The following is an 18,636-nucleotide window of genomic DNA, read 5'->3' on the forward strand; positions in this document are numbered from 1 at the left end:
CTCGGTGTGAAACCTTCTTTCAGCATCTACCGCCATCTGCCGCGCCACGATACCCGGGGCGCCAGCGCCGTCACCATCGGCAATTTCGATGGCGTCCATCGCGGCCATCAGGCCATCCTCAGACGCGTCGTGAACGAAGCCGCGCAGCGCGACATCGCTCCCACGGTCATGACCTTCCAGCCGCATCCGCGCGCCTTCTTCGCGCAGCGCGGCCAGCGCCCCGAACTCGTGCCGACGCAGATCAGCAGCCTGCGGGACAAGGCCTGGGCGATGCAGCGGCTGCAGATTCGCCAATTGGTGCTGCAGCGCTTCAACCAGCAATTGGCCGACATGCCGGCCGAGGACTTCATCGAAAAACTGCTGGTGCAGGGCCTGCAGACGCGCTGGCTGCTGGTGGGCGAGGATTTTCGCTACGGGCACAAGCGCATGGGCGACGTCGCCCTGCTGCGCCGGGCGGGCCAGCGCCACGGTTTCGAGGTGGAAACCTTGTCCGACGTGGTGGACGAACACGGCTACCGCATCTCCAGCTCCGAGGTGCGCACCGCCCTGGCCGTGGGCAATCTGGAAAGGGCCGAGCGCCTGCTCGGCCATACCTACCGCATCAGCGGCCATGTCATACACGGCCAGAAGCTGGGCCGCACGCTGGGCTACCCCACGTTGAACATCCGCGTGCCCGCCCTGTGCGCAGCCCGTTCGGGCGTCTACGTGGTGCGCGCCCACGGGCTGGCCGACCAGGCGCTGAACGGCGTGGCCAGCCTGGGCGTCAGGCCCACCATCTCCGACTCCGGACGCATCATGCTGGAGGTCCACCTGCTGGACCGGCGCGTGGATGCATACGGTAAACTCACGCAAATCGAGTTCCTGCAGTACCTCAGGGACGAAGAAAAATTCCCCGACCTTCCTGCTATGATCGCCGCCATCGACAACGATGCGCAAAGCGCTCGTGATTATTTCGCGCTCCATGGACTATAGAAACACTTTAAATCTGCCCGAGACCCCTTTTCCGATGCGGGGCGACCTCGCCAAGCGCGAACCGCGCTGGGTCGCCGAGTGGGAAGAAAACAAAGTGTACGAGGCGATCCGCCAGGCCAGCCAGGGGCGCCCCAAGTTCGTGCTGCATGACGGCCCGCCCTACGCCAACGGCGACATCCACATCGGCCACGCCGTCAACAAGATACTCAAGGACATCATCGTCAAGAGCCGCAACATGGCCGGCTTCGACGCGCAGTACGTGCCCGGCTGGGACTGCCACGGCATGCCCATCGAGATCCAGATCGAAAAGAAGTACGGCAAGCACTTGCCGGTGGCCGAGGTGCAGTCCAAGGCGCGCGCCTACGCGCTCGAGCAGATCGAGCGCCAGAAGGCCGACTTCAAGCGCCTGGGCGTGCTGGGCGACTGGAACCGCCCCTACCTCACCATGAACTACGCCAATGAAGCGAACGAACTTCGCGTGCTGGCCCGCATCATGGAGAAAGGCTTCGTCTTTCGCGGCCTCAAGCCCGTCAACTGGTGTTTCGACTGCGGTTCGGCCCTGGCCGAGGCCGAGGTGGAGTACGCCGACCGCAAGGATCCCGCCGTCTATGTGGCCTTCCGCTTCGACGATCCCGCCAAGGTCGCCCATGCCTTCGGCCTGACCGAAGCCCAGGAAGGCGCCGTCGTCATCTGGACCACCACGCCCTGGACGCTGCCGGCAAACCAGGCGCTGAACGTGCATCCCGAGATCGACTACGCCCTGGTCCGCCTGGCCGAGCCGCGCGCCACGGGAACGGTGCTGCTGCTGGCCAAAGAACTGGTCGAAAGCTGTCTCGAGGCCTGGAAGCTCGAGGGCGAAGTCATCGCCACGGCCAAGGGCGCGGCCCTGGCCAACCTGGAGTTCCGCCATCCGCTCTACGACGTGGACCCCGGCTATCGGCGTACGGCACCGGTCTACCTGGCCGACTACGTGTCGCTGGACGCCGGCACCGGCGTCGTACATTCGTCGCCCGCCTACGGCGTCGAGGACTTCCTGTCCTGCAAGGCGCACGGCCTGCGCGACGAGGACATCATCAACCCCGTGATGGGCGACGGCGTCTATGCCTCCAGCCTGCCCCTGTTCGGCGGCCAGCTCATCTGGAAGGCCAACCCCGAGATCGTCAAGGCGCTCGACGCAGCCGGCTCGCTGCTGCAGGTCAATACACTGTCGCACAGCTATATGCACTGCTGGCGGCACAAGACCCCGGTCATCTACCGCGCCACCAGCCAGTGGTTCGCCGGCATGGACCGCCAGCCCAAAGAGGGCAAGACCCTGCGCGAAGCAGCCCTCGAGGGCGTCGAACAGACGCAGTTCTATCCGGCCTGGGGCCGGGCCAGGCTGCATGCCATGATCGCCAACCGACCCGACTGGACGCTGTCGCGCCAGCGCCAGTGGGGCGTTCCCATGGCCTTTTTCGTTCACAAGGAAACGGGCGAGCTCCATCCCCGCACAGTCGAGTTGCTTGAACAGGTCGCCCAGCGGGTCGAGAAAGAAGGCATCGAAGCCTGGCAATCGCTCGATCCGCGCGAACTGCTGGGCGACGAGGCCGAGCACTACGAAAACAACCGCGACACGCTGGACGTCTGGTTCGACTCGGGCACCACCCACGCCACGGTGCTGGGCGGCCGGGACAACGAATTCAACGGCTCGCACGGCGATCTGCTCAAATGGCCGGCCGACCTTTACCTGGAAGGCTCGGACCAGCACCGGGGCTGGTTCCACTCCTCGCTGCTGACCAGTTGCATGCTTTACGGCCGCCCGCCCTACAAGGCCCTGCTGACCCACGGCTTCGTGGTGGACGGGGCCGGACGCAAGATGAGCAAGTCGGTCGGCAACGTGGTCGCCCCGCAAAAGGTGTCCGATTCGCTGGGCGCCGAGATCCTGCGCTTGTGGACCGCCGCCACCGATTATTCCGGCGAACTGTCCATCTCAGACGAAATCCTCAAGCGGGTGGTCGAAGGCTATCGCCGCATCCGCAACACCCTCAAGTTCCTGCTGGGCAACCTCAGCGATTTCGACCCGGCGCGCGACGCCGTGGCGCTGGACGCCATGTTCGAGATCGACCGCTATGCGCTGGCCATGACGGCCGCGATGCAGGCGGAAACACTCGAGAACTACAAGCGCTACGAATTCCACCCCGCCGTGGCGCGGCTGCAGGTCTTCTGTTCCGAAGACCTCGGCGCCTTCTATCTCGACGTCCTGAAAGACCGGCTGTACACCACGGCGCGCGATAGCCTGGCCCGGCGTTCGGCGCAGACGGCGGTGTTCCACATCACCCATGCGCTGCTCAAGCTCATGGCGCCCATTCTTTCCTTCACCGCCGAAGAGGCCTGGAAGGACCTTCACCAGGGCCACGCCGTCACCATCTTCACCGAGCTGTTCCATGCCCTGCCCGACCAGGTGGACGCCGCCGTGCTGAACGAAAAATGGAGCCGCCTGCGGGCCATGCGCGCCGACGTCATGCGGCGCATCGAAGAGGTCCGGACGGCAGGCCTTATCGGCTCCTCGCTGGATGCGGAAATCGACCTGTATGCCGATGGCGACGATTACGAGCTGTTGGCCTCGCTGCAGGACGACCTGCGCTTCGTGCTGATCGTGTCGCGCGCCGAAGTGCATCGCGCCGGCGGCGACCTGCGCATCGAGGTCGCCGCCACCGCGCACGCCAAGTGCGAGCGCTGCTGGCACCATCGCGACGACGTGGGCCGGGACGAGCAGCATCCCACGCTGTGCGGCCGCTGCGTCAGCAATCTGTCTTCGACCGGCGAGGCGCGCCGCCATGCCTGAGCACGCCACGGCTTCCCGCCCGGCCTTCATTCCGCCGCGCTTCTGGGCCTGGCTGTCGGGCGCGGTGCTGATCATCGTGCTCGACCAGTTGACCAAGAGCTATTTCGACGGCAACATGGCCTATGCGGAACGCTGGCCCGTTCTGCCGTTTTTCGACTTCACGCTGTTGTACAACCCGGGGGCGGCATTCAGTTTCCTGGCCGGCGGACAAGGCTGGCAGCGCTGGCTCTTTACGGCCATCGCGCTGGGCGCCGTCGGCCTCATCCTGCACCTGCTGCGGCGCCATCCCAGGCAGACCCTTTTTTGCGCGTCGCTTACCTGCATTCTGGGCGGCGCCATCGGCAACCTGATCGACCGCATCATGCACGGCCACGTCGTCGATTTCCTGCTGTTTCATTGGGCCGGCTGGCATTTCCCGGCCTTCAACGTCGCCGACATCGCCATCACCTGCGGCGCGGCTCTGCTGATCCTCGACGAAATCCTGCGCATCCGGCGCGAACGGCGGCGCAGGGCCGATCCGGCCGCGTAAGCGCAGCAGGCCGCCAAAGCTCAACCCGTTCCAGGAAGAGACCATGCCCGACCTCGACCAACAACGCTTCGTGCTGGGCCTGACAGGCGGCATCGCCTGCTATAAAAGCGCCGAACTGCTGCGCCGCATGCAGGACCACGGCGCTGTCGTCGATGTCGTCATGACCGATGCCGCCTCGCACTTCATCACCGCCACCACCATGCAGGCCCTGTCGGGCCGGCCCGTCTACACCGATGCCTGGGACAATCGCGTACCCAACAGCATGGCCCACATCAACCTGACGCGGGGCGCGCGGGCCGTGCTCATCGCTCCCGCCAGCGCCGACTTCCTGGCCAAGCTGGCCCACGGCCTGGCCGACGACCTGCTGTCGACGCTGTGCCTTGCGCGCGGCGGATGCCCCTTGCTGGTGGCGCCGGCCATGAACCGCGAGATGTGGGAACACCCCGCCACCCAGCGCAACGTCCGGCAGCTGCGCCAGGACGGCGTGCAGGTCCTGGGCCCCGGCAGCGGCGAACAGGCCTGCGGCGAAGTCGGCGACGGCCGCATGCTGGAGCCCGACCAACTGCTGCAGGAACTCATCGCCTTCACCCAGCCCAAGCTGCTGGCCGGCCGGCGCGTCGTCATCACCGCCGGTCCAACCAGCGAAAAAATCGACCCGGTGCGCGTCATTACCAATCGCTCGTCGGGCAAGACCGGTTACGCCATCGCGCGGGCCGCCCACGAAGCCGGCGCGAGCGTGGTGCTGGTTTCAGGGCCCACCGCCCTGCCCGCGCCGCAAGGCGTGCGGCGACTGGACGTCGAAAGCGCCGCCGACATGCATGCGGCCGTGATGGCTAGTGTGGGCGATGCCGACCTGTTCATCGCGGTGGCCGCGGTGGCGGATTGGCACGTCGTCAATGCCAGCGGCAACAAGCTCAAGAAGAGCGCGTCCGACCAGCTCCCCGCCCTCCAGTTCGCGCCCAATCCCGACATCCTCGCCGACGTGGCGCGCAGGCCCGGCGGCCCCTGGTGCGTCGGCTTTGCGGCCGAAACCGAAAACCTCCACGAGCATGCTCAGGCCAAGCGCCGGCGCAAGGGCGTTCCCCTGCTGGTGGGCAATCTGGCTCAGGACTCCATGGGCGGCGACACCACCACCTTCGTGCTGTTCGATGACCAGGGCGCTGAAGCGCTGCCCAAGCTGAGCAAGACCGAGGCGGCCCGCCGCCTCGTTCAAGCCATTGCGGCCCGCCTGCCGGGCAAAGCCTGAAGCCCCTGGATGTAAGGCAATCCGCGCGGGCGCGATCCGGCGCGTGCGTGGGCTCGACGCGTCAGCGCGGCGGACCGGACCACTCGGCATGAGCCCTGCCCACCGCCCGCAGCTCGTCCATCAGCAGGCGCGCCCCCGGTGATGAACGCTCCGGCGCCCGCCGTATGATGCCGATGGAACGGTGCACGGCGCCGGAAACGAGCGGCAGCCTTGTCAGCGCGCCCGTCTGGATGTCGTGGTGGAAGATGCGCTGCGCGGCGGCGGTAATCAGGTCGCTCTCCAGCAGCAGTCCCCTGATGGTGGCGGGGTCGGAGGTCTCGACGGTCACGCGCGGGTGCGGCAGGCGATGCGCGTCGAGCAAGGCGGTCAGCGCGCTGCGGGTGGGCGTGCCCTCTCCCGGCAGCACCCAGCGCGCTTGCAGCGCATCGCTCAGGGAGGCATTCGGGTCTTGCGCCAGTGGGTGGCCCGAGCGGGCGATGATGGCGATCCAGTCATCGAACAGCTTTTCCGACACCAGGGTGGTGTATTGCCCCACGGGCTGCAGCGCGCCCACGACCAGGTCGATGTCGCCGCACCACAGGCCGGCCGCCAAGGTCTCGAACGAGCCCTCCACAGTGGCAATGTTCAGGTTGGGATGCTTCGACTGCAGCCTGGCGATGGACATGGGCAGGATCAAGGCGCCGCCGAAAGGCAGCGCGCCGACCGTCACCTTGCCTTCGATCTTGCCGCTCAGCATGGCGATCTCGGCGCTGGCGTGGCGCAGCTCGGCCAGAGCGCGCTTCAGGTGCAGCAGAAGGGCCGCGCCGGCCGCGGTCAGCCGCATCGCGCCATCGGAACGCTGGAACAGCGGCAGCCCGGTGCTGACGTCCAGATCGCGCACCGCCAGGCTGACCGCCGGCTGCGAAATGCCCAGCCTGGCCGCGACGGCGCCCATGTGCATGAGGTCCGCAAATGCAAGCAGCACCTCCAGGCGTCTTTTGCCGACCGACAGCGCGAATATCGGCGCGTTCAACAGCTTGACGCCCTGCACGTCGGCCATGTCCTCCAGCATCTGGCGCGCGCGCCCCATTTCGGCGAAAGCGCCTTCGACGCGGCGCAGCAGCACCGTGCCGATCTCGGTCGGCAGCATGCCGCGCTCATGCCTTTCGAAAAGCCTGCCGCCCACGTCGCGCTCGAGCTCTTCGATCGAATAGGAAACCGCCGACCGCGACCTGCGCAGGCTTTCTCCCGCCCGCTTCATGCTGCCTTCATGGCATACCGCGACGAAGGTCTTGAGATGCTTGGGGTGAAGATTCACGCCGATCCCGTGCCGGAAAGCCGGCAGGTATCAGGTTTCGCCCAGTTCCAGGGCGGTCTTGCCGCTGATGCCCCAGTGGCTGAGCGGCACCTCGTCGACCAGTACGCGTATATTGCTTCGCGGCGCCCGCAGGCTTTGGTGGATGGCCTCGGTCACGGCGTCGATGAGTTCCGCAACTTCTTCCGCGCTGCGGCCTTGCATGATCGACAAACGGGCGATGGGCATATGACAGCTCCTTCTCATCCTAGCCAGCGCACCAGCGCCAGCGTCAACACAGGGAATCCCACAAGAAGCGCCAGACGTATGAAATCGGACACCAGAAAGGGAACCACGCCGCGGAATATCGTTCCCAGCGGCAGATCTCGGGCAACGCCATTGATGACGTAGACGTTCATGCCCACCGGCGGAGTGATCAACCCCATCTCCATGACCACCATCGCCAGCACGCCGAACCAGATGCTTTTCTCGTCGGGGCCGAGGCCCCAGTAGTCCAGCCCCAGCACGACCGGCAGCAGTATGGGTATGGTGATGACGATCATGGAGAGGCTGTCCATGATGCAGCCCAGCAGAATGTACAGCACCAGGATGGCGACCAGCACGCCGAACGGCCCGAGGCCCAGGTTCTGCACCCACTCGGCCGTCACGTTCGAGATCTGGCTGACGGCGAGCAGCGAGCTGAGCATGTCGGCACCGATGAGAATCAGGAAGATCATCCCCGTGCCGGACGCCGTGCCCGCAATGCAGGCGGCCAGCCCGCCGTCCCTGAGCCCGCCCGACTTCCATGCCACCACGCCGGTTGCCAGCGCGCCGAGGGCCGCGGCTTCGGTGGCGGTGAACAGGCCGCTGTAGATGCCGCCCAGCACGGCCGCGAAGATGACGATCACCGGCCAGGTGGACAGCAAAGTGCGCCAGCGCTCAGACCATGCGTACCGGGGCACGAGAGGACCCGCGGCATCGGCTCGAAGACGCACCGACACGGCTACCACGATCATGTAGCCCACCGCCGCCAGCACGCCGGGCACCAGCGCCGCCATGAACATCTTGGCGATGTTCTGTTCGGCGATGATGGCGTAGATGATCAGCGGCACCGAGGGAGGAATGAGAATGCCCAGGGTTCCCCCGGCGGCGATGGCGCCGCCCGAAAGCCCGGGCGAATAGCCATGGCGCCTGAGCTCCGGCAGCACGACTTGGGTCATGGTCGCCGCGGTGGCCAACGACGAGCCGCAAATCGCCCCGAAGCCCGCGCAGGCGCCCACACCGGCCATGGCCATGCCGCCGCGCCAGTGGCCGATGAAGGCGTTGGCGGCCTGGAACAGCGCCCTGGACAGGCCGCCGTAGGTGGCAAACTGGCCCATCAGCAGAAACAGGGGCACGACCGACAGGTCGTACATGGAAAAGCGCGCGTACGGCGCATGCTTCAAGGTGGCGACCAAGGCGTCCCAGCCCGAGATCCACACATAGCCCACGGCTCCGGCCAGGAACATGGCAATGCCGACGTGGATGCGCAGCGCCAGCATGGCCAGCATGAAGACGCCCATCAACAACCCGATCTGCACCCCCGTCATGTCGGCTCCCGCCACTGCATCATGTTGGACAAGGCGGCCACGCCCAACAGCGCGAACGTGGGCGCAAGCGGCACGTACGTCCACCACACGGGCAGGTTCAGCACCATGCTGGTTTCCTGGTACTGGCGGATCTCCAGCGTGCCTACGCCGGTGCGCCAGGCCAGCAGGAAGGCCACCGCCGCCATCAGTATCGAGGCCGCCGCATCGAGAAAGCGCTTCAGCCGCGCCGACGCCCGGAGCGTGAAGAAGTCGACCAGGACATGGCCCCGCTTGAGCTCGCAATACGGCAGGCACATGGCGATGCCCACCGCCGACAGCATTCTGACGAGTTCGTAGTCGCCGGGCACCGCATTGCGCAGCACCGCGCGCCCGGCGATGCTGGCCACCGACAGCAGGGCCTCCAGCAGGAACAGGGCAACGCCCAACGCGGCAAAGAAACCGCATACGCCTTCGAGCCAGCGCCGCGTCGCACTGGCCGGGCCCTGCCGGGAAAGGGCTGTGTCGTCCTTCATTTACCTGGAGTACTTGTCGACCAGGGAAACTGCGGCATCGTAAAGAGCCTGGCCGTCTGCGCCCTGCTTGCCCACGTTCTCGATCCAGCCCTGTCGTATGGAGCCCGTCGCCTCGGTCCAGCGCTTCATTTCTTCCTCGCTGATTTCATACACGGTATTGCCGCGGTCGACGGCCGCCTTGCGGCCCGCCTTGTCGGCCTCTTCGAACTGCGCGGCCACCCAGGCCGATGTGTCCGAACCGCTATTGGCGTCGATGATTTTCCTGAGTTCGGCCGGCAGGCTGTCGTACTTCTTCTGGTTCATGACGAAGATCATGGTCGACGTGGCCAGCATGCGCGGACCGGCCGTTTCGGCGTGGAACTTCGACAGTTCGTGCATCTTGACGCCCGGTATGACTTCCCAGGGCAGCAGCGCCGCGTCGATCACCCCCTTGGAATAGCTTTCTACGGCCTGGGGAAGCGGCATGCCCATGGCGCTGGCGCCCAGCTTGGTCAAGAGCTCGTTGCTCAGGCGGGATGGGGCCCGGATCTTCATGCCGCGAAGATCCTCCAGGGTCTCGACCTGCTTGTTGCGCATGTGCAGGTAGTTGGGTCCATTGACCCAGGTGGCGATGGGCTTGACGCCGGCAAACTCGGCCTTGGCGTATTGCTGGGTGAAATCCCACAGCGCACGCGAGGAAGCCTGGTGCGTCGTCGCCACGAACGGCAGCTCGAACACCTCTGAAACCGGGAACCGGCCCGGCGTATATCCGGGCAGCGTCCATACGATGTCGGCGATGCCGTCCCGGGCCTGGCCGAACAGCTGCGAGGGGTTGCCTCCCAATTGCATGGCCGGGTAGATCTGGCATTTGAGCTGGCCCTGCGATTCGGATTCGATCTTTTCGCACCAGGGGACGATCATCTTGCTGTGCGCGGCGGATGCGACGGGCAGGAAATGCGCCACTTTGAGCACTACCGGCTGTGCATGGGCCACGGGCGCGACCATAACGAGGGCACTGAATAAGGCAAGCAAAGGTCTCATGGCAAACTCCTTGCATGGGTATGAGCACAGGGCTCATGGTGGATGTCGGTTTTGCTGCGCGTCCTACACTCTGACGGCCCTATTCTGGCGCTACAACGCAGCCGCCGTCGATCTCAAAATGCTTTTATACCTGTCGAAAAAATTTATAAGACATGGTTTACGTATTACCAAGACAGGCCCGGAGTGGCACACTCGTGCCATTGAAGGAGGTCTTGCACATGAACCGAATACAGGACATCAACCAGGCGGGCCGCGGCCTGCGCTTCGGCGATACCGAAGTCACCCGCATACAGGACTACCACGGCCCGGGCTTCGTCAGCACTTTCATGTTTCCGGACTTCCGGCCCGAGATGTGGCGGCAGCATGAGTCATGGCTGGTGCCGCATTTCTACGATCCGGCCGAAGACCGCATCCGCACCAGCATCCATAGCTGGCTCGTGCGCACCCGGCATCACACCATTCTGATCGACAGCTGTATCGGCAACCACAAGCAGCGGCCCACCAATCCGCGCTTCCACATGCGCAAGGAACCCTGGCTCGAGCGCCTGGCGGCCGCCGGCGCCGCCCCCGAGGACATCGACTTCGTCATGTGCACCCATCTGCATTCCGACCACGTCGGCTGGAACACCCGGCTGGAGAACGGCCGGTGGGTACCCACCTTTCCCAATGCACGCTATCTGTTCACGCGCCGCGAATTCGAGCGCTGGGACGAACGCCGCCCCGACCACGTGCCGCGCGAATCCGAGCAATTCGTTTTCGCCGACAGCGTGCTGCCTGTCGAAGAGGCCGGCCAGATGGAATTGATCGACGAGGGCTATGCCGTGGACGATCTGTTGACCGTCGAAGCCGCTCCCGGCCACACGCCCGGACACGTCAAGATCCGGCTCCGGGGCGATGGAGAGCATGCGCTGTTCTGCGGAGACGTCATCCATCATCCGGTGCAGTTGCCCTTCCCCGAGCTGTATTCCGTTTTCGATGACGACCGCAGCATGGCTCTGCAGACGCGGCTCGCCGTGCTGGACGACTGCGCGCGCAACGACGTGCTGCTGTTGCCCACGCACTTTGCCGATCCTTTTCTGTGCCGGATCGAATCCACCGGCAATACGTGCGCGCCTTCGTATCTGCCCATCTGGGGACGCTGAGCCGCGGGCGCCCCGCCTCCGGTCGGGACGGTGGCTTGGGCGGGTATACAATCCTGGGACGTTTCCACAGGCCGGCGACACGCGAAGCACCCGTCGCGAGCGTGCGGCCTCTTCAACCCAGCAAAGGATTCCCAGTGTTCAGACGTATAGAAGCCCGCATCGTCAATCCCCTGCTCGGCACGGACGTGCCCCTTCCGACCTACGCCACCGAAGGCGCCGCCGCCATGGACCTGCGGGCCTGCATCGAAACACCCGTCACCCTGCAGCCCGGCGGACGGGTGCTGGTCAAGACGGGGCTGGCCATCAACATGATGGATCCCGGCCTGGTAGCCATCGTGGCTTCACGCTCGGGGCTGTCCCTGAAGCATGGCGTGCGGGTCGCCCAGGGAATAGGCGTGATCGATGCCGACTACCACGGCGAGATCGGAGTCATTCTGGCCAACGACGGAGATGCGCCCTATGTGATTGAACCCGGCGAACGCATCGCCCAGCTGATGTTCCAGCCGGTGGCCCAGGTGGGCCTGCACTACGTCGACAACTTTTCGATCGAAACCGAGAGGGGCGAAGGTGGCTTCGGCAGCACCGGCCGCGTTTGAGCACTCAGGCGCAGCCCTTCAGGGTGACGCCCTGCCCCGCCTCCAGCGCCCTGCCCGACAGCTTGTCCGCCATCAGGCCCGCCAGGGTGTCCAGGGCCTGCTGGTGGCCCGCCACCAGGGCCGACATGCCTTCCTGAACCGGCACCTCGATCTCGGCCCGGCATATGGCCTGCGCACCCTGGGTCCCGCGGCGGGGCGCCTGCCTCCACGTCGCCTCGAGCAAGGCACGGCGGCCGTAGACCGATTCGAAGCGCTGTATCGTCACCCCCAGCGCCCATAAGGGCAGCGACTCGGGAGCGGCGCGCGGCGAGACATCGAGCACGCCCAGCCGGCGCGTCAGATCGTGGGACAAAGCGTTGCGTATCTCGTCCGCCAGCGGCGAGGCCCATTGCGATTCGTTCAGCAGCGTCACCTGCGCGTCCCCTTCGCGGCTGAGCACGATCTGGGGGCGGTCGACCTGCTCAGGTATCTCGACCGAAGACAGGCTGATGGCGAAGTCGCCGCGAGCGGCGGTGGCCGGCGCCGGCTCGGCCGTGCCCGATAGGCTGTAGTAATTGCTTTGGGGCGCCGAGGCGCAGCCGGCCAGTACAAGAACCAAAGCCAAGCTCGTCGGGAAGAATACGCGTTTCATGGTAAGTGTCTCCTGGTCGGCATCAAGGCGCTGGCAGCGCGTCCGCCGGCCGGCCTCGTATCAATGCTGAAGGATGCGTCTGCAGGTAGTCGCCCAGCGCCCGCAGCGATTTGGCCGCGCTGCTCAGTTCGCGCAAAGTGCTCTCCAGGCCGGCGTTCATGGGCGAATCGTCGTCCAGCATGCGTTCGACTCTCTGCAGGGACTGCTGGGCCGCCTTGAGCGTGCCGCCCAGCTGCGGCCCGAGGCCATCGAGCCCGTCGAGCAAGCGGTGCAGGGAGGCCAGGCTGGCCTGCAGCTCTTTGCCTATGCCGTCGAAAGGCACTGCGTCGATCTTGGCCACCACGCTGCTCAGCTGTTCCTGCAGCTTGTCGAAGCTGCCCGTCACCGTGGGCACCAGCATGGGATTGGCGTCCGGATCGAGTTCGACCGGCTCGGCGTCGCTCACGAAATCGAGCGAGATGTATTGCTGGCCCGTCAGCAGGTTGGCGGCCTTGATCTGCGCCCGTAGGCCATGCTTGACGAGCGGCCCGAGCAAGGCGGGAGCCGGATATCTCTCTGCTTTCTGCTCATCGGACAGCCGCTCGTAGGCGCCGCCGAAGCGAAGCGGGTACAGGTGCGCCTTGACCAGCACATAGAAGCGTTTTTCTTTTTCGTCGAACTCCAGATCGATATCGTAGACTTCGCCAAGCTGCATGCCGCGGAAATCGACCGGCGCCCCCAGCTTCAGGCCGCGCACCGACTGGCGAAACACCATGTCGACCCGGAACGGCGGCCCGTCCGGCTCGGCCATGGCTTCGCTTTCGCTGTCGGCCAGGGTGAATGTGGTCTGCTCGGGCGCCGGCATGGTATTGAAGGGATTGACGGAGGCGAAGGCGATGCCTCCGGCAAGCACCGACACCAGAGAGCCGGTCTTGACTTCGACGCCGGAGGCGCCCAGGGACATATTGATGCCGCTGATATTCCAGAAACGCGTGTCCTCGGTGATGAAACGGTCGTTGGGCGCGTCGATGAATATCTGCACGCTGACCATCCGGCCGTCGTCGGCCAGGCTGTAGCCGATGACCTGGCCCACTTTGATGCGGCGGAAATACACGGGCGAACCGATATCCAGCGTACCCAGATCCTTGGTCAACAGGGTTATCCTGCGTCCCTCTCGATTCGACGTGATTTCGGGCGGGATTTCCAGTCCCTTGAAGGTGGTCACCTCTTTGTCGCTGCTGACTTCCCGGGGCGCGTCGACGCTGATGTAGGCGCCCGACAGCAAGGTGCCCAGCCCGGACACGCCGCTGGCGCCCAGCCTGGGACGCACCACCCAATAGCGCGCCGACTCCTGAGTGTAATAGCGCGCCCCGTCGCGATTGAGCTGCGCCTTGACCAGCACTGTGGAACGGTCTTCGGAAATGCGGACGTCCTTGACCACGCCGACCACCACGTCGCGGTAGCGGATCTTGGTCTGGCCCACCTCGAGCCCTTCGGCAGACTCGAAACTGATGGTGACTACGGGTCCGACGCTGAGCCATCCCCGCACCAGCAGCGAAAGGCCCACCAGGACTGCGACCAGGGGCACCAGCCAGATCCACGAGATACCCGTCCTGCGCCGCGGCTTGACGTTCGGCGGCGGCGCTTGGCGGCCCGGCCCCTGCGCCGGGCCTGACGTCGGGCCGCCGGCTTCTTCTTCGTCGGAATGGCGTTGGTCGCTGCTCATCTGCAGTCCTTTAGTATTTATTGTCCGTCGCTTCCGGCAGGATCGGCGAGCGGTCCGGTACGTCGTCCAGGGCACGGGACGGGATGGCGCCGGCTTCCTCGGGGTCGGCATCCCAGCCCAGCCGGGGATCATAGCTCATTGCGGCAAAAATCGTGAGGATCACGACAGCGCCGAAAGCCACCGCGCCGCCTCCGGCCGTGATCTGGGAAAAACCGGGAAAGTCCGCCATCGCCGACAAAAGCACCACGACGAAGACGTCCAGCATCGACCACTGCCCCACGAACTCGATCAGTTCGTACAGCCGCGTGCGCTGGCGCTCGACGACAGGCCCCCTCCATTGGTGGCGCAGCATCAGCACAGCCAGCGCCAGCAGCTTGGTGAGCGGCACGACGACGCTGGCCACGAAGACGATGAGCGCCAGGTCCCAGGAGCCCATGCGCCAGAATTCGATGACGCCGCTCAGTATCGTGTGAGACGAAGCGCCCTTGGGCGTATAGATGACCATCACCGGCAGGACATTGGCCGGCACGTACAGGACGGCCGCCGCGAACACGAACGCCCAGGTGCGGGAATAAGAGTCGGGCAGGCGCCGGTGCGCCCGGGCCCCGCAACGCCGGCAGGAAGCGCGCTCGTCTTGCGGCGCCCGCTGCACAAAGCCGCAGGCGTGGCAGGACACATAAGGCTCGCCGGGGCGCAGGCCGTGCCCGGAACGTTCGACCAGGCCGGCGTCCTCGGCATAGCGCCAGAGGCGCTGCGCCGACACCCGGCCCAGGGCGGTCAGCAGGAAGGCCGCGACGGCAAATGCCCACAAGCCGGGACCGAACGACACCGTGGCCAGATCGAACAGCTTGACCATGGCCACCAGTATCGCCAGCAGCAGCACGGAAAGCATGCTCCATGGAGCAAGCGCGTCCAGCATGCGCATGCCGTACTTGAAGTCAGCCGGCAGATCGGCGGTGACGATGGCGCGCAATGCCCAGAACAGAAAAAGCATCTGCCCCAGGGGAAAAGCGAAGGCGAACAGGGCCGTCATGAGCGCCACGCTGCCGTGCCCCTGCTGCCAGGTGATCCAGATTGCATGAGGCAGGGTGGCCTGCACGCTGATGCCCTGAATGCTGAGCACCGCGATGGGAAAATAGTTGGCGATGGCAAACACCACGACGGCCGCCACGGCCAGCGCCGTCCATTGACGCAGGGTCAATCCGCTTTGCCGGTACAGCACATAGCCGCAACGCGTGCATGTAGCCATGGCGCCCGCCTCGATGGGCAGACGTTGATGAAGTCGATCGCAATGGCGGCATGCAAGCAACGGCGGAGCCGACATGTCAGGCTCCGCCGTCGTCAACCCCGGGAAAGGGGCCGTTGGGCTGGGTTTTCCGCCTAGTCAATGAGCTCGGCTTCTGAGTCGATGGGAGGCCTGGCCTTGAGCTTGGGCGACTTGTCTTTGTCGCTGATCTCGAGCTTGACCTTGCCCTGCTCGTCGAGATCGACTTCGACATGGCCGCCGTCCGCCAGCCTGCCGAACAGCAGCTCGTCGGCCAGCGCGCGGCGGATGGTGTCCTGGATGAGCCGCTGCATGGGGCGGGCGCCCATGAGCGGGTCGAAGCCCTCTTTGGCCAGATGGTCGCGCAAGGCCTGCGAGAACGTGACTTCGACGCGCTTCTCGTGCAGCTGGTCTTCGAGCTGCATGAGGAACTTGTCGACCACCCGCAGGATGATGTCGCGCGACAGCGGCGTAAAGCCGATGATGGCGTCGAGCCGGTTGCGGAACTCGGGCGTGAACAGGCGCTTGATGTCGGCCATTTCGTCGCCGGTCTTAGGCGGCGCGGCAAAGCCGATGGTGCTGCGGTTGAGCGCTTCGGCCCCGGCATTGGTCGTCATGATGATGATGACGTTGCGGAAGTCGGCCTTGCGCCCGTTGTTGTCGGTAAGCGTGCCGTGGTCCATCACCTGCAGCAGGATGTTGTAGACGTCGGGGTGCGCTTTTTCGATTTCGTCGAGCAGCAGCACGCAATGCGGCTGCTTGCTGATGGCTTCGGTAAGCAGCCCGCCCTGGTCGAAGCCCACATAGCCGGGAGGCGCGCCGATGAGGCGCGACACAGCGTGGCGCTCCATATACTCGGACATGTCGAAGCGCAGCAGTTCGACGCCCAGGGTAAAGGCCAGCTGGCGGGCGACCTCGGTCTTGCCCACCCCGGTGGGACCGGAGAACAGGAAGGAGCCGATGGGTTTGTCGGGACGGCCCAGGCCGGAGCGCGCCATCTTGATGGACGCGGACAGAGCCTCGATGGCGGCATCTTGGCCGAAGACCACGGTTTTGAGGTCGCGGTCGAGCGTGGCCAGCTTGTTGCGGTCGTCGCTGGAAACGCTTTGAGGCGGAATGCGCGCGATCTTGGCGACGGTGGCCTCGATCTCGCTCTTGCCGATGACTTTTTTCTGGCGCGAGCGCGGCAGCAGCCGCTGGGCCGCGCCGGCCTCGTCGATGACGTCGATGGCCTTGTCGGGCAGGAAGCGGTCGTTGATGTGGCGCGCGGCCAGCTCGGCCGCCGCCGTGATGGCCGCGGACGAATAGCGCACGCCGTGGTGCGATTCGAAATGACCCTTCAGGCCGCGCAGGATTTGTATGGTCTGCTGGACGGTGGGTTCGGCCACGTCGATTTTCTGGAAGCGCCGCGACAGGGCGTGGTCTTTTTCGAAGATGCCTCGGTACTCGTTGTAGGTGGTGGCGCCCAGGCACTTGAGCTGGCCGGACGACAGCGCCGGCTTGAGCAGGTTGGACGCGTCCAGCGTACCGCCCGACGCCGAGCCCGCGCCGATGAGGGTATGGATCTCGTCGATGAACAGGATGGCGTTGCGGTTGTCCTTGAGCGACTTGAGCACCGCCTTCAGGCGCTGTTCGAAGTCGCCCCGGTATTTGGTGCCCGCCAGCAAGGCGCCCATGTCGAGCGCGTACACCTCGGCATCGGCGAGGATGTCGGGGACGTCGCCCTTGACGATGCGCCAGGCCAGGCCCTCGGCGATGGCGGTCTTGCCCACGCCGGCCTCGCCCACGAGCAAGGGGTTGTTCTTACGCCGACGGCACAGAACCTGTATGACGCGCTCGACCTCGAGCTCGCGCCCGATGAGGGGATCGATGCGTCCCTGGCGTGCTTCGGCATTGAGATCGAGTGCGTAGAGTTCCAATGGCGATTTCTGCTGGTCGGGTTTGTGTTCGGACTCGGGGGCCGACTGCTTGACCGGCTCGGCGGCGGGCTCCTCGGGCGTCTTGGTAATACCATGCGACAAAAAGTTGACCACGTCTAGGCGGGTTACCCCCTGCTGTAGCAAGTAATAGACCGCATGGGAGTCTTTCTCGCCGTACATGGCCACCAGCACGTTGGCGCCGGTGACCGTGTTCTTGTTGGAATTGCCCGAGGACACGTGCATGATGGCACGCTGGATGACGCGCTGAAAGCCCAGCGTGGGCTGGGTGTCGACTTCGTCCTCGCCCGGGAACACGGGGGTGTTTTCGGCGATGAATTTGCGCAGATCCTGGCGCAATGCGTCGATGTTGGCCGAGCAGGCCCGCAGCACCTCGATGGCGGCCGCATTGTCGAGCAGGGAAAGCAGCAAATGCTCTACGGTAATAAATTCGTGTCTGGCGGTGCGGGCCTCGACAAAGGCCATGTGCAGACTGACTTCAAGTTCTTCAGAGATCACGCTTCCTCCATTGCATTACGAAGCGGACAAGCATTCGATGGTTCTATTCTATGACTAAACAGGCTACTCGTATCAGACCTTGGCCGGCGCCAAGGGTTCCGTGCAAAGGCCGAATAACAGCGCCGTAAGCCGCAAACCAATGAATGCAATGCATTGCAAATTTCAAACCACTTAGTTCTAACTATACCCGTAGTCGCTGACGATGAAAAACGGATTGAGCGATGCGGACCGGCTGTCCCCTTCTCGCCACAGCGCCTGCGCACGAAATACAGCAAATGGCGGACCGGCGAACGGCGGCATCCTGAAAATCGGCCGTACTCGGCCCCTGGATGCCGCCGGGCGGAAGCGCTTCGGCCTTGCCAACGCCATGAAATTCTTTCACGCAATGCGGGGCGGCGATGCGGTCTCGGCCTCGGGCCGGTGCGCCGCGGGAAGAAAGAGCCATCGGCCGGGCGACCGGTGCGTCGAGCGATCGCCGGTCAGGCTTCGGGCGCCGGCTCCATGATGCATTGCAGGGGGTGCTGGCGGGCCTGCGCCAGCTGCATGACCATCTCGATGCGGGTGGCGGCGATGTCGCGCGGATACACGCCACAGACGCCGCGTCCCTCGTGGTGCACCTTGAGCATGATGTGGGCGGCCTCTTCTTCGGACTTGCCGAACACGCGGCGCAGGACGTTGACGACGAACTCCATGGGGGTGTAGTCGTCGTTGAGCATCACCACCTGATACATGGGGGGCGGAGCCAGCTTGCTTTGCTGACGGTCGAGAACCGTATCTCGGTGGGTGTCCGTGTCGATTGCCATGATTGCTTCAATCTAAGTAATTACCATAGTTGACTATGGCACGCCAAGTTGCGCATTATCCTACTATTCCAACCCCACACTATAGTCGAGAGGCA

16 protein-coding genes are annotated in these 18,636 nt (G+C 65.0%); 6 read left to right on the top strand and 10 right to left on the bottom strand.

The annotated features are described in order from the left end of the window. The first annotated feature begins 6 nt into the window (after positions 1–6). The 4 genes from CSC67_RS15665 to coaBC are packed head-to-tail and all read left to right on the top strand — an operon-like array spanning position 7 to position 5,571. Positions 7–972, top strand: a complete 966-nt coding sequence (locus CSC67_RS15665) for a bifunctional riboflavin kinase/FAD synthetase (RefSeq protein WP_118995377.1) — start codon at positions 7–9, stop codon at positions 970–972. Further along, entirely contained in the window at positions 962–3,796 is a 2,835-nt protein-coding gene (gene ileS, locus CSC67_RS15670) for an isoleucine--tRNA ligase (protein ID WP_118995378.1), read from the top strand. Before CSC67_RS15665 ends, ileS begins: the two co-directional genes overlap by 11 nt. Continuing rightward, complete coding sequence (lspA, locus tag CSC67_RS15675; protein WP_118995379.1) at positions 3,789–4,325, top strand: signal peptidase II; 537 nt, start codon at positions 3,789–3,791, stop codon at positions 4,323–4,325. The genes ileS and lspA overlap by 8 nt, the downstream gene beginning before the upstream one ends. A 43-nt stretch (positions 4,326–4,368) precedes the next feature. Then, a complete protein-coding gene (gene coaBC / locus CSC67_RS15680) occupies positions 4,369–5,571 on the top strand; it encodes a bifunctional phosphopantothenoylcysteine decarboxylase/phosphopantothenate--cysteine ligase CoaBC (RefSeq protein WP_118995380.1) in 1,203 nt (400 codons plus the stop codon). Between the two features lie 61 nt (positions 5,572–5,632). On the opposite strand, the gene CSC67_RS15685 is transcribed toward coaBC, so the two are convergent. The 5 genes from CSC67_RS15685 to CSC67_RS15705 are packed head-to-tail and all read right to left on the bottom strand — an operon-like array spanning position 5,633 to position 9,965. Continuing rightward, a complete protein-coding gene (locus tag CSC67_RS15685) occupies positions 5,633–6,868 on the bottom strand; it encodes a LysR family transcriptional regulator (protein WP_118995381.1) in 1,236 nt (411 codons plus the stop codon). Between the two features lie 30 nt (positions 6,869–6,898). After that, a complete protein-coding gene (locus tag CSC67_RS15690; RefSeq protein ID WP_118995382.1) occupies positions 6,899–7,093 on the bottom strand; it encodes a 2-hydroxymuconate tautomerase family protein in 195 nt (64 codons plus the stop codon). Positions 7,094–7,107: 14 nt separating this feature from the next. Further along, positions 7,108–8,433 carry a TRAP transporter large permease gene (locus CSC67_RS15695; RefSeq protein WP_118995383.1) on the bottom strand — a complete coding sequence of 442 codons (1,326 nt, stop codon included), beginning with the start codon at positions 8,431–8,433 and terminating at the stop codon, positions 7,108–7,110. Then, the gene (locus CSC67_RS15700) at positions 8,430–8,945 is read right to left on the bottom strand and encodes a TRAP transporter small permease (RefSeq protein ID WP_118995384.1); all 516 of its coding nucleotides are present in this window, start codon (positions 8,943–8,945) and stop codon (positions 8,430–8,432) included. Before CSC67_RS15700 ends, CSC67_RS15695 begins: the two co-directional genes overlap by 4 nt. Then, positions 8,946–9,965, bottom strand: a complete 1,020-nt coding sequence (locus CSC67_RS15705) for a TRAP transporter substrate-binding protein (protein WP_118995385.1) — start codon at positions 9,963–9,965, stop codon at positions 8,946–8,948. 218 nt (positions 9,966–10,183) lie between these two features. Here CSC67_RS15705 and CSC67_RS15710 point away from each other — a divergent pair, with 218 nt between their 5' ends. Next, the gene (locus tag CSC67_RS15710) at positions 10,184–11,107 is read left to right on the top strand and encodes an MBL fold metallo-hydrolase (protein WP_167752925.1); all 924 of its coding nucleotides are present in this window, start codon (positions 10,184–10,186) and stop codon (positions 11,105–11,107) included. A 134-nt stretch (positions 11,108–11,241) separates the two neighbouring features. Further along, positions 11,242–11,703, top strand: coding sequence for a dUTP diphosphatase (gene dut, locus CSC67_RS15715; RefSeq protein ID WP_118995387.1), 462 nt, complete (start codon positions 11,242–11,244; stop codon positions 11,701–11,703). Positions 11,704–11,707: 4 nt separating this feature from the next. On the opposite strand, the gene CSC67_RS15720 is transcribed toward dut, so the two are convergent. From CSC67_RS15720 to clpS, 5 genes are all read right to left on the bottom strand, one after another. Further along, positions 11,708–12,334 carry a PqiC family protein gene (locus CSC67_RS15720; protein WP_118995388.1) on the bottom strand — a complete coding sequence of 209 codons (627 nt, stop codon included), beginning with the start codon at positions 12,332–12,334 and terminating at the stop codon, positions 11,708–11,710. A 22-nt stretch (positions 12,335–12,356) separates the two neighbouring features. Then, complete coding sequence (locus tag CSC67_RS15725; protein ID WP_118995389.1) at positions 12,357–14,039, bottom strand: PqiB family protein; 1,683 nt, start codon at positions 14,037–14,039, stop codon at positions 12,357–12,359. A 10-nt stretch (positions 14,040–14,049) separates the two neighbouring features. Beyond that, entirely contained in the window at positions 14,050–15,288 is a 1,239-nt protein-coding gene (locus CSC67_RS15730) for a paraquat-inducible protein A (protein WP_245220255.1), read from the bottom strand. A 131-nt stretch (positions 15,289–15,419) separates the two neighbouring features. After that, positions 15,420–17,705 carry an ATP-dependent Clp protease ATP-binding subunit ClpA gene (clpA, locus tag CSC67_RS15735; RefSeq protein WP_425337665.1) on the bottom strand — a complete coding sequence of 762 codons (2,286 nt, stop codon included), beginning with the start codon at positions 17,703–17,705 and terminating at the stop codon, positions 15,420–15,422. 512 nt (positions 17,706–18,217) lie between these two features. After that, positions 18,218–18,541 (bottom strand): ATP-dependent Clp protease adapter ClpS, encoded by a 324-nt coding sequence (gene clpS, locus CSC67_RS15740; RefSeq protein ID WP_118995392.1) that lies wholly within the window; start codon positions 18,539–18,541, stop codon positions 18,218–18,220. Positions 18,542–18,636 lie beyond the last annotated feature (95 nt).

This window comes from Pusillimonas caeni (assembly GCF_003545815.1).
Lineage (GTDB): Bacteria > Pseudomonadota > Gammaproteobacteria > Burkholderiales > Burkholderiaceae_B > Pusillimonas > Pusillimonas caeni.

What these genes read in the sequence shown, in the direction of transcription:
- CSC67_RS15690 (WP_118995382.1), bottom strand. Translation starts at nt 7,093, where the DNA reads ATGCCCATCGCCCGTTTGTCGATCATGCAAGGCCGCAGCGCGGAAGAA.
- CSC67_RS15710 (WP_167752925.1), top strand. Translation starts at nt 10,184, where the DNA reads ATGAACCGAATACAGGACATCAACCAGGCGGGCCGCGGCCTGCGCTTC.
- CSC67_RS15695 (WP_118995383.1), bottom strand. Translation starts at nt 8,433, where the DNA reads ATGACGGGGGTGCAGATCGGGTTGTTGATGGGCGTCTTCATGCTGGCC.
- CSC67_RS15720 (WP_118995388.1), bottom strand. Translation starts at nt 12,334, where the DNA reads ATGAAACGCGTATTCTTCCCGACGAGCTTGGCTTTGGTTCTTGTACTG.
- clpS (WP_118995392.1), bottom strand. Translation starts at nt 18,541, where the DNA reads ATGGCAATCGACACGGACACCCACCGAGATACGGTTCTCGACCGTCAG.
- CSC67_RS15725 (WP_118995389.1), bottom strand. Translation starts at nt 14,039, where the DNA reads ATGAGCAGCGACCAACGCCATTCCGACGAAGAAGAAGCCGGCGGCCCG.
- coaBC (WP_118995380.1), top strand. Translation starts at nt 4,369, where the DNA reads ATGCCCGACCTCGACCAACAACGCTTCGTGCTGGGCCTGACAGGCGGC.
- lspA (WP_118995379.1), top strand. Translation starts at nt 3,789, where the DNA reads ATGCCTGAGCACGCCACGGCTTCCCGCCCGGCCTTCATTCCGCCGCGC.
- CSC67_RS15700 (WP_118995384.1), bottom strand. Translation starts at nt 8,945, where the DNA reads ATGAAGGACGACACAGCCCTTTCCCGGCAGGGCCCGGCCAGTGCGACG.
- CSC67_RS15730 (WP_245220255.1), bottom strand. Translation starts at nt 15,288, where the DNA reads ATGGCTACATGCACGCGTTGCGGCTATGTGCTGTACCGGCAAAGCGGA.
- ileS (WP_118995378.1), top strand. Translation starts at nt 962, where the DNA reads ATGGACTATAGAAACACTTTAAATCTGCCCGAGACCCCTTTTCCGATG.
- CSC67_RS15705 (WP_118995385.1), bottom strand. Translation starts at nt 9,965, where the DNA reads ATGAGACCTTTGCTTGCCTTATTCAGTGCCCTCGTTATGGTCGCGCCC.
- clpA (WP_425337665.1), bottom strand. Translation starts at nt 17,705, where the DNA reads ATGGCCTTTGTCGAGGCCCGCACCGCCAGACACGAATTTATTACCGTA.